This window comes from Saccharopolyspora sp. NPDC045941 (genome assembly GCF_056431445.1).
This window is the reverse complement of sequence record NZ_JBWKKU010000008.1, coordinates 1-13,521: the sequence shown is the minus strand read 5'-3', so window position 1 is coordinate 13,521 and position 13,521 is coordinate 1. Positions and strand designations below refer to the sequence as shown.

The following is a 13,521-nucleotide window of genomic DNA, read 5'->3' as shown; positions in this document are numbered from 1 at the left end:
TTCCCCAGGCGCGCAAGCCCCTCAACCCCGTCCAGCACGCGAAAGCGGGCCGGCGGCCGGTCCTCGGCGCCGGTTCAGCCGCTCCCTGAGCAGCGGCGGCAGCCTGGACTCGTCCGGGGCCAGCTTCTCGGCGCCAATCTCCCCATTCAGGATGGCTTTCACATCGACCCCGGGAGGCATCATCGGCGTCATGATCTCCGCCAGCTGGTCGTTCAGCTCGTCCCGGGCATCGGAGATCGCACGAGTCACCAACTCCGACAACTCGTTCTTCGCCAACCGGCGATACGCGCTGGACAGGAACTTCAACTCGATGATCACGCCCCGCGGACCGATCGCGACCGACAACTCACGACGCGCGGACGCCCGCGGTCGCCGAGACCTCATTCACCCGCCGCTGCGTCTCAGCCAGATCGGTGACTCGGCGTTCGTACTCCTCCCGCAAAATCTCCACACTGCGACGATCCACTTCAGACAATCCGGCCTCCTGAACGCACTCCGAATCAAGTCAAGGACACGAAGACCGACTCCTCACCGACATGAGCCGACCAGGAGCCCTCCGGGCACCAACTCTGCCCGGACCGCCCTCTCGCCCGACCGAAGCCAACCCCCACCAACCGCCGGCACCACCCGCGCCAACCCGCCAGGCCAGCCACAGCCGGCATGCGCGAAGCCGCCATCCTCGCCAGGTACCGGGTGAGCCGGTGAACGCCGTGCTGACCGCCAAGCTCAACTCCCGGTGCCAGCGCAGCGCAGGGCTAGCCGCCGGTGCGCACTGCGGATGACCCGAAGCCGCCCGAGGTGGTCGCCCAAAACCCGGTTTGACGTCGATTTCCCCGGGAAATTGCGCGCCGTCCGGCCGCTTCGGCGGTGCGCGAGCGGCCGGACGAACCGATTTCGGCTGCTCCTTTCGATTCAACGCGGGGGACCCGAATTCGCGTCGATCGGCAGCCTCCGCGCATCGCATTCGGACCATTGGTGGGAACACGGGACCCGTGTTTGACGATCGTTGGGGCGATCAACTAACGTGCCGCCTTGCAACAAAATGTTGAAGTCATTGTTCGGGGCGGCCGGATGCCGCTCCGGAAGGACGAACGGCGTCGAACCACCGGCGCCATCCCCCCGTGTCCGATTTCCCGGCAGTCGGGCCACGCGAGGTTCTGCGAGCTCACGCAGAACCTCCGGCATTCGCCGTGCCGTCATGCGCGCGCGAACGCCGAAGCGAGCGACGGTCGAATGAAAGGCGCGGACATGTCGAACCAGGAATCGCATACCCATCGCAGTTTTCCCTTTCCCCGGCTGCGGCGCCGAGGCTTCCTAGCCGGACTGGGTGCGGTGGCGGTACCCGCGGCGCTTGGCGTCGGAACGAGAACAGTGGCGTACGCGACGCCGAGGGAAGCCGCGCCAGGGCGGAGCATCCACTACGGGACCGTGCTCCACTTCCTGCGCGATCCCGGTACGCAGCCGGATCCTGCCGCCTGGCAGTTGTTCGATCCCGGTGCCTTGGTCGTCGGCGCCGACGGCCGAGTGGAATGGGTCGGCCCGGAGGGCGAGGTACCGCCGGAACTCGGCGACGGCACCCCCGTCGACCACCGGGGCAAGCTGATCGTGCCGGGATTCGTGGACACGCACATCCACGCCAGCCAGGTGGACGTGATCGCCAGCTACGGCGAGCAGTTGCTGCAATGGCTGGAGAAGTACGTCTTCCCGGCCGAGAAGGCGTTCGCCGACATCGACCACTCCCGCATGATCTCGGGCCTCTTCTTGGACACGTTACTCGCCTCGGGTACCACCACGGCGACCGTGCATCCGACAGTGCACAAGGCGTCCGTGGACGCGTTCTTCGAGGAGGCCGAGAAACGAGCGATGCGGATGCTCTCCGGCAAGGTCCTCATGGACCGCGAGCCCTTCGCGCCGCCGGACCTCAAGGATCCCAACGTCGAGCAGGCCGAGGCCGACACCCGCGAGCTCATCGGCCGCTGGCACGGCAAGGGCCGGTCGACCTACTCGATCACGCCGCGGTTCGCGCCGTCTTCGACGGAGGGCCTGCTGCAGATGGTCGGCCGGGTCTACCAGGAGATTCCGGACCTGTGGTTGCAGACGCACGCCGCGGAGAACAAGGAGGAGGTCGAGACCGTCAAGGAACTCTTCGGCGGCCGTTCCTACATCGACGTCTACGACCGGTTCGGGATGCTGGGGAACCGGTCGCTGTACGCGCACAGCATCTACATCGACGACCAGGATCGCACGAGGTTGTCGCAGAGCGGCTCGACCATCGCGTTCTGCCCGACGTCGAACCTGTTCCTCGGCAGCGGCCTGTTCAACCTCGACGCGGCGCGCGCCGCCGGGGTTCGAGTCGGGCTCGGCACGGACATCGGGGCGGGCACCAGCTACTCGATGCTGGCCACGTTGAACGAGGCGTACAAGGTTCTGGCCCTCCAACAGCAGAAGCTGTCCGCCATGCGCGGCTTCTACCTCGCCACTCTCGGTGGCGCGGAGGCACTGTACTTCGAAGACCGCATCGGGAACTTCCAGACCGGCAAGGAAGCCGACTTCGTCGTCCTGGACTGGGCGGCCACGCCGGTGCTGAAGCGGCGGACCGAGATCTCCGCGGACTTCCAGGAGCGCCTGTTCGCGCTCATGACCCTCGGTGACGAGCGAACGGTCCGCGCGACCTACGTGCTGGGCCAGCAGAAGTACAGCAGCATCAACGAAATCTCCCTGCCCGCGAATTGATTCGCCGAGTGGTGCCGGGCGGACTGGTGCAACGCTCGGGCTCGTAACACGACACCGTGCGTCCCGTGAGTGCTTTCGGGCGTGACAACGCCCAAAAGCACTCACGGGATCTTGCGCGCAAAGGGCCTACAAGGCCGGGCGGTTGCGCATGACGACGGTGGCCGCCTCAGCCTTGTCCGCCTTCTTGGCTCACTTGGTGATGTGGTGGCATTGCGCGCCGCGTCGCTTCCCCTCGACGTACAGGACAGCGCACGCCTCGCCGTATTTGACCTTGCCCGGTGACACGACGACCGAACTTCCGATCAGGTCACAGCTGGCGTTCGTCCTGCCCTTGATGGTCTTGTACTTCTTTCCCTTGGCCTTGTATTCGAAGTCGATCCGCCAGTTGCAGATCTGGCCGCGCAGTCCGCCGGCTCCGGTGGCGATCGAGTAGGCAGCGAACTCCCTGGAGATCTTGTTCCCGTCGCCCACCACGCTGTGTGCGAGGTATCCGGAGGGAACCGGCACCGGGAAGGACAGGCCGGTGCCCTCTTTGCCGGCATCGATCGTGAAGGCGGGGATCGGTTCGACACCGTGCGCATCGGCGTTGGCGGGTGCTGCGGTGAGTCCGGCGGCTGCCAGTGCGGCAGCAGCAGCGATGAGTGGCGCGGCAATGCGCCTTGTCCAGGTTTTCGGCTCGGTGGAGATCTCGTCGTCCTGGTGACTGGTTCGCATCGGATTGCTCCTGTTCCTGGTCGTGAGTGGATTGCCGGCTCGACGTTCTGGCACGACCACACCGAGATCGGCGTTTGCGGGCCTGCGGTTGCGCAGGTCGGTCGGTTCTCGCCGGCGTCACCAAGGCAACTGTCTGATCAGCGTCGTTTCAAGATCTCCGGCCGTCCGGGACAGTCCGGGACAAAGACTCTGCCGCCGCCCGTCGATCACCGCAGGTCACGAGGCGGCCAACTTCCGGGACCAGACAGCGCAAGTCCAATGGGCGGTTCAGCGTGAACACGTCTGGCCACACCGGACACGGCCCTGCGCTGGCACCGTCGGCTGGTCGCCAAGAAGTGGACGTACCGCCCCCGGACCACGACGGCATGAAGCGCTCACGCCCCCCGGGACCACGTTGTCCGTGTATGTCTGCGGTCACACTCGTTAGAAGCAACCACCCGGGGGGTCGCACGTCTCTGTCATTGAAAAAAGGTTGCAGACCAGATCTTTTAAGGACAGTGACATGAACCTGCGCACCATCGGGACCACCCTGACCGCCGCCGCGGCCCTCGCACTTTCTCTCAGCGCATGCGGCTCGGCCCAGCAGACGCCGCCGGCCCCGCGCCTGGACAGTGCGCAGGGTGGCACCTCCGCCGGCTCGAACTCGCAGGGCGGCGAAAGCCCTGACGATCAGGGGCCCTGCGAAATCGACAACATGACGCCGTCTTTCGAGCTCTCTTCGACCGGCCACGTGAACGCCCACCTGAAGGTCACGAACGCCGGCGAGGCCGACTGCACCCTGACCGACGACTTCCCGGACATCACGTTCATGGACCGGGAGGGAACCCCGTCCGACGGTCTCCAGATCAACCACGGCCAGCCGGGCACGGGCGGCCCGGTCATCCTCAAGCCCGGTCAGTCGGCCGCTGCGGACGTCGAGTGGCCGGCCGACCAGGGCGGTCCCGACGGGCCGGCCTGCAACCGGGTCTGGGCCGTGAGCCTGAAGATGAACAACGGCGAGCCGAAGACCATCGAGCCCAACGACGGAGTCTTCGACCTGTGCGGCGGCGAGGCCACGATCAGCAGCTGGCAGGAGGACTGACCCGCGAAGCCCCGCGGAGCGGCGCTTCCTCGGAACCGGGCAGTCCACCGGGTGCACCGTTCGAAGGCCGAGCCTGACAGAGCTCAACCAGGTGTGGTCTGCCCGCCCGCACCAGTGGTGGATCGCAGGCGGGCAGACCACCCGTGTTTCAGTGTCGCTTGGCGCGACGCTTCCGGCTCATGAACACGAATGCCGCGCCCGCCCCGAGGAGCACTACACCGAGGAAGATCATCTCAGGCAGGCTGGAAACACCGGTGTCGGCCAGCGAGTCCGTCCGCGTGTTGGATGAGGGCGGCGTGGTAGGCATCGGAGGTGTGGAGGCCGGTGGCGTCGGCGTCGGCGTTGTCGGCGGCGTCGGCGTCGGCGGCGGTTCCTGTGGGATGTACACGGCGGCGTCGATCGTGTGATCGACCCCTCCTGGGTTGGCGGGCGCCGTGACAGGTGCGTATCCGTTGCACAGCTGCCCGGTGGTCGGCGGGATCACATTGGAGTCATGTGCCCGGTCCTCACCGACCAATGGGAGCGTGAACCGCAGCTCGGTTGCCGGCGGCTGGCTTGGCACCTTGCTGGTGTTCGCGGTGCACACGTCGAACTGCACCGTGTACTTCGCACCCGGCGTGAGCTCGTAGGCGGCGCCGACCCCACCGAAGTAGTACTCGCCGGCGGCATCGGTCTCGGTCGTGGCGACCTGCTTGCCGCTGGCGTCCAACAGGTTGATCGTCGCACCCGGCAGCGGCACCTGTCCGGGGTCCTGGATCCCGTTGTGCTCGCCGTCGAACCACACCAGGTTGCCGATCTGGATCGGCGCATTCGCCGCCGCATACGCGATATCGCCGAGCCCACCGGCCTTGCCGAATCCGTTCTCCGCCCGACCGACGAACTCGTAGGCGTTGGCGGCCGGGTTGTTGCCGGGACCCTCACCGGTCCTGATGTTGTGGTAACCGGTTCCGCTGGTTTCGATGTTGACGGTCGGGTCGAACTCCGTGCTGATGACCCATTGCTGCTGCGGAATGTAGGCCACCGAGCCCAGCGCGGTTTCCTGGTGCCCGCCGGAAAAGAATTCACCCGGGAAGTATTCGACGACACCATCGCCCTGCCCTCCGTCAGTGGCGGTTTTCGCGTGGTTGGGGCAGTTCCCGGTGCCTTCCCACGAGTATCCACCGGCGGGATTGGCGCAGGCCATGTTGATGTCACCACCGGACATGCCGAGTTCCGGGGTGTTGTTGCCCGGCCGAGGGTCCAGCCCCCTCGCGCTGAGAACGTCCATGAACCGGTCGCGGAAACCCAGGATCATCGAACCGTCCCGGGCGAAGGCGAGGCTGGCCAACTCCGGCTGCGGATTGATGAAGGCGCCGCCCAGGCGGAATTCGTCCCAGGTCAACAGGTTGGTGTTCCACGGGTTCCAGTGGTTGTTCTGTCCCGCGCTCGGGCTACCGGCGAAGACGGCACCGCGCTCGGCAGCAAGCGGCTGGGTCAGCACCGTGGTGAATCGCTTGCCGTCGTAGGTGTAGACAACAGCCTTCAGGTCCGCCCGGTTCTGCGTGCTCTCCGCGGAACACACGCCACCGACGTAGAGCGTGTTGTTGTGCGTTTCAAGGCCGAACGGCCGCCAGTCGGTGGGCGCCGCGCAGCCCGGGTCCGGAATCGGCACCATCGCTTCGGGGACCGATGCGGTGGCCCCGGTCGCGTTGAAGCTCACCAGGGTCCGGGTCAGCAGGTTCACCGCGTACAGAGTCGACCCGTCCTCCGACAGGGCGATGCTGCCGATGCTCTCTTTACCCGGCGCGTTGGTGAACCCGGCGTCCTTGTTCATGTTGGCGGTGTCGTGCGGCGTCACCACGGCGCCCGGCACCTTCGCGAACAAGGTTGGCGCGCCCCCACCGTCGGCCGGCACGGTGTAGATCGCACCACCACCATCCGGCCCGTACGGGGCGTGCCGCCGGGCGAACTCGCTCTGGAACAGCCGCTGCCGGTACCTGTCGTAGGCCAGCCCGAACGTCGTGCCCACCTGGGATTGCGTGGTGAGCGTGGTCGGGCACGCCACCTCGCTGGGACACGTGCCCCGGCGGTTCGTCCCGAACGCCACCAAAGACCGGGTGTCCGTGCCACCAGCGCCATTCTGGATCGGCACGAAGTACCGCGAATCCGGCAGTGCGTAGTCGGCCGCGTTCCAGACCCCGGTGATCACCGAGGCGTTCTTGCCGGCCGACACGTCGACGAACGTGGTGAAGCTGTCGAAGTGGTTCGGCGCCGTCGAGGCCGGTGCCGCCTGCAGATAATCGCTGAACGGCGCAGGGATGGTGACATCGACGCGGTACTGGCCGCCGGTCAGCACGGTCGACGGCGACACCACGACTTTTCCGGTGGAATCCGTGGTGCCGGATACGCGATGGCCGGCCGGGTCGGCAACATCAACCTTCATCCCTTGCTGCGGCACGTCCATTGCCGTGTTGATCACGCCCGTGCCGAAGAAATCTCGCAGAACCTGAACCGTCAGCGTGCCGTCACTTGCCGAAGCCCCGGCCGCCCCCACCATCGAACCTGTCGCGCTGGCTACCAACAACAGAATGCTCAAGCCCAACCGCACCAGCCGCTTTCCGGCTGTCCGGCCCGATCCTCTACCGGCTCGGCTCATAGCTATCGCTGCCCCTTGTCATGATGAACAAGCCCTCTTCGGGCTGAACAACCAACAACCGCTTCATAGCCCAGGTGACAGCCGATCTACCCCGAGAGATCATCCCGAACTGCTATATATAACCAGAAAGCCGTGCGGCTGCCAAGATAGGTGATTTAGCGACGCATCGGCGGACCTGTTAGCGTCGCGCCGCGTGCGGAGCATGAGAATCCGGCAAGGTCTCCCGCGGCGCGCGGCCGGCCGACGCCGATGGCTGCGGCCGCGGTGGGTGCTGGCCGCCCTGGGCATCGCGGGTGCCGCGGTGGTCGCGTTTCTGATCACCGGCCCCGGTTCAGGGCCTACCGGTCCACGTGCATTGACCTCGGATGAGGCGAACCGGCTGGCGATCACGCGGTTTCGCAATTACCAAGCGGGGGGCCGCGGGGTGACGATCACCGTGCCGAGTAGCGCTGGCGGGCTGGTCATCACGGGATCCATCGACTACCGCACCGAACTCGGTTACGGCGTGGTGCACGGCACCGGGCGCGATACGTCCAGCGACGGGCTGATCGAATGGACGCCCGCGACCGTGCTCGTCCACCCGATGGCGAACGCCCCGGCGGAAGCACCGGCATCGCCGCCCGGGTCGGATTGGTACGGCCGTCCGCTGCAAACGACCGGCAGTGCGCTGGACACCTCGTTGGCCATCGCGCTCAGTCTCGGCAGCGACCGGCCTGACAACGCCGCACTACTGCCGCAGAACGGCGCCACCTGGATTGGCCAGGACCAGCTGGACGGCCACCAGGTGGATGTCATGACCGGGCCGGACGCCGGCGCCAAGCCCGGTACGGCGGGCACCGTGCGCTACTGGATCGGCTCGGACGGCACCATGTACCGGGTTCAGGTCAAGGTGGCTTCCGAACCGCAGCCGGTGGTCATCGATTTCGACACCGAGAAATATGTTCCGGTTCAGCCGGTCCCCGGAGTCAGCCCGCCACCGTAGCCGCCGCTCAGGATGTCTGCACCAGCGCACTGCCTGCGAGCAGTGACGCTGAGGGCAGCGGGATGCTTGCGGTGTCCGGTAGCGCCGGAACGGCCGGAACAGCCGTGGCGCCGGTCGTGGTGGCATTCGGGAACTGTGGCTGTGCATCAGGCGCAGCCACATCGGTGAACGGGATGCCGCCGGGTGCCTTCGGCATCACCCACGTGCCGGACGGCGTGGGCGACTGGGCAGGAACCGGGCAGGACGCGGTCGTCACGAGCTGAGCGGGCACCGTCGTGCGCAGATCATTGGCGTGCAGGCAGTTACCCCGTCCCTGCGTGGCGGTGGGAAACGTCCAGCCGACGTCGATGCCGTTGGCGGCAAAGGTGTTTTCCACGACCTGGTTTCCGTCCGGTGGTAGGTCCGCGGTTGCGGTGATCACCATCCCGGCGTTGATATTGCCGGCGATTCGGTTGCGGCTGAACTGATTCTCGCTGCCGCCATCGATGCCGATGCCGATGCCCCACCCGCCGTCGGCCTGCTCGGGGGTCGACGTCTGCTGGTTGTCCGCGACCAGGTTGCCGGCGACGACGGAACCCCGCTGCGGGAGCAGCTTCTCCTGGTGGTCGGAGTTGATGGTGAGTCCGACGCGGTTACCGACAAAGCGGTTGCCGACCACGTACATCTCGCCACTGGCGTTGGTGCCTTCGTAACCGACCGCGTTGAGTTCGGCAATGTTGTCCCGCACCACGATGTTGCACGGCTTGCACTGCCCGACATAGATCCCCGAGTCAGCCGAACCTGACGTATACGAGTGCTCGATGACGCCGTTCTGCGCGGAGAACGCGTAGATGCCGTACAGCCCGTTGCGGGTCGCGGTCACATGGGAAACCAAGAACGACTTCAGGAAGGTGACGGGCTCGTCGCCGGTGTCGTAACCGCCGCTCGTCCCCGGCAATCCGGCGACCGCTTTCGCCGAACCGGTGACCAGAACCCCGTTCTGCGTGTTGTTCTCCACGGTCAGGTTCTCCACGGCCACCCCGGGTGCGGCGACGACGATGCCGTTCGGCTGCTGCAACCGCCCGTCGATAATGACCTTGTCCCGAGACTCGCCACGAAGGGTGATTTGAGCCGTGGCGATCTTCACGGACTCCTGGTACACGCCCGGCGCGACCAACACGAGGTCACCGGGCTGAGCGAGGGACACCGCAGCCGAGATCGTCGGGGCGTCAGCCGGCACTCGGATCGTCACGTGCGCACCGGTCGGTCGTCGGCCCTGGCCCGATCCGTCATCGCCGGCGCCGCAGCCGGCCAATACGAGTAGCAGCGTACCCAGCACCGCGACTGTCACGCGAAGACCGAAACGAGGCATGATCGCAGTTTGGCATGGACGATTCACCTGTGGGAGGGCGGATATGGCACTCTCCATAACGTGAGCCGAGCCGATCATCGCCCGTCACGCCGCGCGTTCCTCGGTGTCACCGGTACCGCAATGGCCGCCGGCCTCGCCGCCGGGTGCGAACCGGGCTCCCCCCAGTCGGGCCAACACGATGCCCCCGCGTCAACCACGCCGGTGTCACCGACGGGCCAGCACCAGGCGGGCATCACGCTCCCGCAGCCGGCCCAGCCCAATCTGCTGGCCGTGGTGGCCGACCTCGGCGATGCCGTGGCTGTCGGCCCATTGCTGGCCGACCTCGGCCAGGCCATCCTGGCCCTCACCGCGGGGACCGATGCACGACTGCTGGGCCTACCGCCGGGCGATCTCACCGTGACGATCGGAGTGGGCCCCCGACTGGTGCGCATGGTCGATCCTTCCCTACCCGGCGCCGTGGATCTCCCAGAGTTCTCCCGCGAGCAGCTCGCCCCGCAGGCACGCGGCGGTGACCTGCTGATGCAGATCTGCGCCAGCGATGCCTTGGTATTACCGATGGTCGCCGCCGCGCTCTTGGACCAGGCGGGTGACCGGATGCACGAACGCTGGCGGCAGTCCGGGCGCCGCGGCTCGAACATCCCCGTAGATCAGGGTCTTGCCGCGCCGCGGAACCTGTTCGGTTTCATCGACGGCATCGTGGGCCCGCACACCGCCGGCCAAGAACAGCGAGACCTGTGGCTGGCCGGGCCGGCGCCAGTCGCCGGCGGCACCATTGCCGTGCTGCGACGCATGGAACTCGATCTGCCGCGGTTCGCCAAGCTGTCCGTTGCCGACCAGGAGGCGGTCTTCGGTCGGTACCGAGCCACCGGAGTGCCTCTCTCCGGTGGCACCATCGCCTCGGACCCGAACCTCGGCGCCAAAACGCCGGACGGACGCTACCTCATCCCGGCGGACGCCCACGTCCGCAGAGCGCACTCCAACGTCGTTGGCGTCGGCCTCATGCTCCGTCGTTCCTACAGCACCGACGAACCCGCCCCCGGCCTGCTTTTCATCAGCTTCCAGAACGACATGCGAACATTCACCAACACCCTGACCCGAATGGATCATTCCGACGCACTGCTGGAATTCACCACCACTACCGCCAGCGCAACCTTCCTGATACTCCCCGGTTTCGACCAACAACACCCGCTTGGCGCCACGCTGTTCCACTGAACGGATCGACCACAGTAGACAGTGGTGCAAGTTCGTCCGAGGTGCCGGTGCTCGGCGCGGGGAGTTCGTGGCGGCGTTCTCGGAGGTGCACACGGCGTCGATCGAGGCGCCGCATTTCGTGTGCGATCACGGGTGAGGCACCGAAACCCGTTTATGCTCGGGTGGCTCTGGTACGCAGTGCTAGAGGGGTCACGCCCGACAACCCGTCTTCGGTCGGGAGAATGCGGGCCATGCGACGAACCATGCTTGCCCTCGGGATCACAGCCGCCCTCACAACGGCCTGCTCGCAGACAAGCCAGTCCGCGCCCACCAGCACGCCGACCACCAGCACTGCGCCGATCACCACGACCACACCGGTCCAACTCCCGCCCGATCCGCAACCCACCGGCGCCGGGCCGTGCCCCTACCTGACCAACGCCTTCGTGGCCGACGCGAACGGGCAGCGCGTGTCGAAGGTCCAGATCTCGGCGGACAAGCCACACCCGGCGTGCTTCTTCTATGCGCTCACCGGGGAGCTTCAACTCACCGTTCGGGTGTATTCCGGCGACCCAGCCGTGGCGAAGGCACTCGTCGACAAGGCGGCGCCGGTGGACACGAGCAACCCCGCGACCGACCAGGCAGGCTGGCAGGGCGGCTACCAGCCGGCGGAGGGCGGCGCGGTGTATGCCGTGGTAAAAGGCGGTGCGGCGATCATCGTGACGACCAACCAGAAGCTGACCGTGAAGGCGAGAACCGTTGCCGAGCAAGCGATTGCCGCTCTCGCACTCTAGGTAAGCCGGGAGGACCAGTACCCGGGTCCGGTGTGCCAAGCGCCGCAGCAGACCGTGTACCTCGAAGCGAAGAAAAACAACTATCCGTGGCTGACACCCCACATCTGGCACGTTAACGTAGGCGAGTTCCAGGAAGGAGCACACGTGGCGATTCTGGAAGCGCCGAAGTCATCGGGGGGACTCGGCGCGAAGATCGTGCGAACCTTCGGCGAGCTGCTGATCACCGCTGGGCTGGTCGTCCTGCTGTTCGTCGTCTACGAGCTGTACGTGACCGACTTCTTCTCGGCGAAGAAGCAGGCCGGCGCGACGACGACGCTCGACGGGGACTGGGCACAGGGCCGGCAGCCGCATCCCGAACTGATCGACGGCAAAGCGTTCGCCAAGCTGTACATCCCGGGCTTCGGCGCCGACTACCACTTCACCATCCAGGAAGGCACCGAAGCGGCGGTGCTGGAGGTCGGGCCGGGGCACTACAAGGGCACCGCGCTGCCCGGCGAACCAGGCAACTTCGCGGTCGCCGGGCACCGGGTCGGCAAGGGTGCGCCCTTCAACGACCTGGACCTGCTGAGCTCCTGCGACGCGATCGTAGTGGAGACGCAGACCGACTTCTTCGTCTACCGCGTGCTGCCGCACTCCGACGAGATCGCGAACTGGTCGGCCGGGAAGGGCGCGCAACCGCAGTGCTCGCATGTCGGCACGCTGCGGACGAACGCGGCGGACGGCGGCCCATACGGCGAGACCTACGGCCGCGAGATCGTCAACCCGAACGAGGGCGATGTCGTGGCGCCGGTGCCACACGAACCGCTCGACATCCTGCCGCCCGCACAGCAGGTCGCACTGCTCACGCTGACCACGTGCCACCCGCAGTTCTCCGACCGGCAACGGCTGATCGTGCACGCAGTGCTGACCAACCAGTTCCCGAAGACGGCCGACGCCACGTATGCCCAGTTGTTGCAGGCGATCGGGGAGGCATAGATGTACGGCTGGATCTGGCGTCACCTCCCCGGGCCGCTGGGCGCGAAGCTGGTGCTCGCGCTGCTCCTGGCCCTGGGAGTGATCGCACTGCTGCTGTTCGTGGTCTTCCCCTGGCTGGAACCGATGCTCCCGTTCAACCAGGTCTCGGTCCCGAACTAGGAGCGTTCGGGCTGTTGCCACTCCTGCGCTCCGGGAACCAGAAATGAGCCCCGCCGCCACCGCCGGCGTTAGCCCTGGTCTTCGCGGCATGCTCCGCCTGCCCTTGCCGAATGCCTCATCCATGCAGGTGGAAGCAGGTTCCGGGCTTCCGGCCGTGAAGAACGCCGATCCCGCTGGAGCCATCTCCGGTGGCAGGGAAGCGCCTAGAGGGCATTGGATAGTCTGGCGTTCCGCAGCTACGAGAGACGCCAGGTGCAGACCACGTCTTCGTCATCCGCGCCAGGGCCGGCACTCTCGTGGTGCTTCCTTCGACTGGCGGTCGGGTTGCCGAGGATCCGGCCAGTGCGGCGCTTTTGAGAGAAGGCGGGTCAGCATGGCCGCGGCGGACGAGGCGAACGACCATCGACACTCGATGAGGTCCACTACCACCCGCTGGGTTTCGTGGACGTCGGCTGCGACGGTCATGGCCGTTGGTCTGCTGGTCTACGTCGGGGCATCGATCGTGTTCTGGGCCGACTACGAGATCTACCCCGTCTCTTCTCCGACATGAGCAACACCGTGCAGTCCGGAGACGATGTGATCATCACCGTGACCGCTGATCGCGACGTGCAGCGGGGCGACATCATCGTTTTCGACGGGTCGTCCTGGTCCCTTGACGGGCCGTTCATCAAGAGGGTCGTCGCGATCGCCGGAGACACGGTGTCCTGTTGTGACCAGCAGGGCTGGATTCAGGTGAACGGTACGTCGATCTCCGAAGACTACGTCCGCCACGACGACCCTTGGGGCGACCAAGCCGGGCGGTTGCCGTTTGCGGATGTGCGGCTGACGAAGATCGGCTTCACCCGGAGGCTTCGGTTTGGGTCTTCTGGCGAAGTCTCTCATAGGGGGTTTGGCCGTCGAGTCCACCGT

At 66.5% G+C, this 13,521-nt stretch carries 13 protein-coding genes; 9 read left to right on the top strand and 4 right to left on the bottom strand.

Translation table 11 applies throughout. The annotated features are described in order from the left end of the window. Positions 1 to 21: 21 nt before the first annotated feature. Complete coding sequence (locus tag AC07FN_RS08410) at positions 22 to 345, bottom strand: hypothetical protein (RefSeq protein ID WP_478395020.1); 324 nt, start codon at positions 343 to 345, stop codon at positions 22 to 24. Between the two features lie 1,026 nt (positions 346 to 1,371). Here AC07FN_RS08410 and guaD point away from each other — a divergent pair. After that, a complete protein-coding gene (guaD, locus tag AC07FN_RS08405) occupies positions 1,372 to 2,733 on the top strand; it encodes a guanine deaminase (protein WP_478395019.1) in 1,362 nt (453 codons plus the stop codon). A gap of 189 nt (positions 2,734 to 2,922) precedes the next feature. Here guaD and AC07FN_RS08400 read toward each other — a convergent pair whose 3' ends face one another. Next, positions 2,923 to 3,447: a hypothetical protein gene (locus tag AC07FN_RS08400; RefSeq protein WP_478395018.1), complete on the bottom strand. Its 525-nt coding sequence runs from the start codon at positions 3,445 to 3,447 to the stop codon at positions 2,923 to 2,925. Positions 3,448 to 3,949: 502 nt separating this feature from the next. Between AC07FN_RS08400 and AC07FN_RS08395 the strand changes: the two genes are divergently transcribed. Further along, complete coding sequence (locus AC07FN_RS08395) at positions 3,950 to 4,528, top strand: DUF4232 domain-containing protein (protein WP_478395017.1); 579 nt, start codon at positions 3,950 to 3,952, stop codon at positions 4,526 to 4,528. 148 nt (positions 4,529 to 4,676) lie between these two features. Here the strand turns inward: AC07FN_RS08395 and AC07FN_RS08390 are convergent, their stop codons facing one another. Beyond that, on the bottom strand, positions 4,677 to 7,103 hold the full coding sequence (locus AC07FN_RS08390) for an SdrD B-like domain-containing protein (protein WP_478395016.1): 2,427 nt from the start codon (positions 7,101 to 7,103) through the stop codon (positions 4,677 to 4,679). Positions 7,104 to 7,431: 328 nt separating this feature from the next. Here AC07FN_RS08390 and AC07FN_RS08385 point away from each other — a divergent pair, with 328 nt between their 5' ends. Next, on the top strand, positions 7,432 to 8,145 hold the full coding sequence (locus AC07FN_RS08385; RefSeq protein WP_478395015.1) for a hypothetical protein: 714 nt from the start codon (positions 7,432 to 7,434) through the stop codon (positions 8,143 to 8,145). 7 nt (positions 8,146 to 8,152) lie between these two features. Here AC07FN_RS08385 and AC07FN_RS08380 read toward each other — a convergent pair whose 3' ends face one another. Beyond that, the gene (locus tag AC07FN_RS08380) at positions 8,153 to 9,496 is read right to left on the bottom strand and encodes a right-handed parallel beta-helix repeat-containing protein (RefSeq protein ID WP_478395014.1); all 1,344 of its coding nucleotides are present in this window, start codon (positions 9,494 to 9,496) and stop codon (positions 8,153 to 8,155) included. Positions 9,497 to 9,556: 60 nt separating this feature from the next. Here AC07FN_RS08380 and AC07FN_RS08375 point away from each other — a divergent pair, with 60 nt between their 5' ends. From AC07FN_RS08375 to lepB, 6 genes are all read left to right on the top strand, one after another. Next, positions 9,557 to 10,708: a Dyp-type peroxidase gene (locus AC07FN_RS08375; RefSeq protein ID WP_478395013.1), complete on the top strand. Its 1,152-nt coding sequence runs from the start codon at positions 9,557 to 9,559 to the stop codon at positions 10,706 to 10,708. 230 nt (positions 10,709 to 10,938) lie between these two features. Continuing rightward, a complete protein-coding gene (locus AC07FN_RS08370) occupies positions 10,939 to 11,478 on the top strand; it encodes a DUF2020 domain-containing protein (protein ID WP_478395012.1) in 540 nt (179 codons plus the stop codon). A gap of 144 nt (positions 11,479 to 11,622) precedes the next feature. Then, complete coding sequence (locus AC07FN_RS08365; protein WP_478395011.1) at positions 11,623 to 12,453, top strand: class E sortase; 831 nt, start codon at positions 11,623 to 11,625, stop codon at positions 12,451 to 12,453. Beyond that, positions 12,454 to 12,612: a hypothetical protein gene (locus AC07FN_RS08360; protein WP_010694616.1), complete on the top strand. Its 159-nt coding sequence runs from the start codon at positions 12,454 to 12,456 to the stop codon at positions 12,610 to 12,612. Between the two features lie 412 nt (positions 12,613 to 13,024). Next, positions 13,025 to 13,162, top strand: a complete 138-nt coding sequence (locus AC07FN_RS08355) for a hypothetical protein (RefSeq protein WP_478395010.1) — start codon at positions 13,025 to 13,027, stop codon at positions 13,160 to 13,162. Beyond that, positions 13,159 to 13,521: signal peptidase I (gene lepB / locus AC07FN_RS08350; protein WP_478395009.1), on the top strand; the 363-nt coding region annotated here is incomplete at its 3' end. The genes AC07FN_RS08355 and lepB, both read left to right, overlap by 4 nt.

What these genes read in the sequence shown, in the direction of transcription:
- AC07FN_RS08400 (WP_478395018.1), bottom strand. Translation starts at nt 3,447, where the DNA reads ATGCGAACCAGTCACCAGGACGACGAGATCTCCACCGAGCCGAAAACC.
- AC07FN_RS08395 (WP_478395017.1), top strand. Translation starts at nt 3,950, where the DNA reads ATGAACCTGCGCACCATCGGGACCACCCTGACCGCCGCCGCGGCCCTC.
- AC07FN_RS08380 (WP_478395014.1), bottom strand. Translation starts at nt 9,496, where the DNA reads ATGCCTCGTTTCGGTCTTCGCGTGACAGTCGCGGTGCTGGGTACGCTG.
- AC07FN_RS08370 (WP_478395012.1), top strand. Translation starts at nt 10,939, where the DNA reads ATGCGACGAACCATGCTTGCCCTCGGGATCACAGCCGCCCTCACAACG.
- AC07FN_RS08360 (WP_010694616.1), top strand. Translation starts at nt 12,454, where the DNA reads ATGTACGGCTGGATCTGGCGTCACCTCCCCGGGCCGCTGGGCGCGAAG.
- AC07FN_RS08355 (WP_478395010.1), top strand. Translation starts at nt 13,025, where the DNA reads ATGAGGTCCACTACCACCCGCTGGGTTTCGTGGACGTCGGCTGCGACG.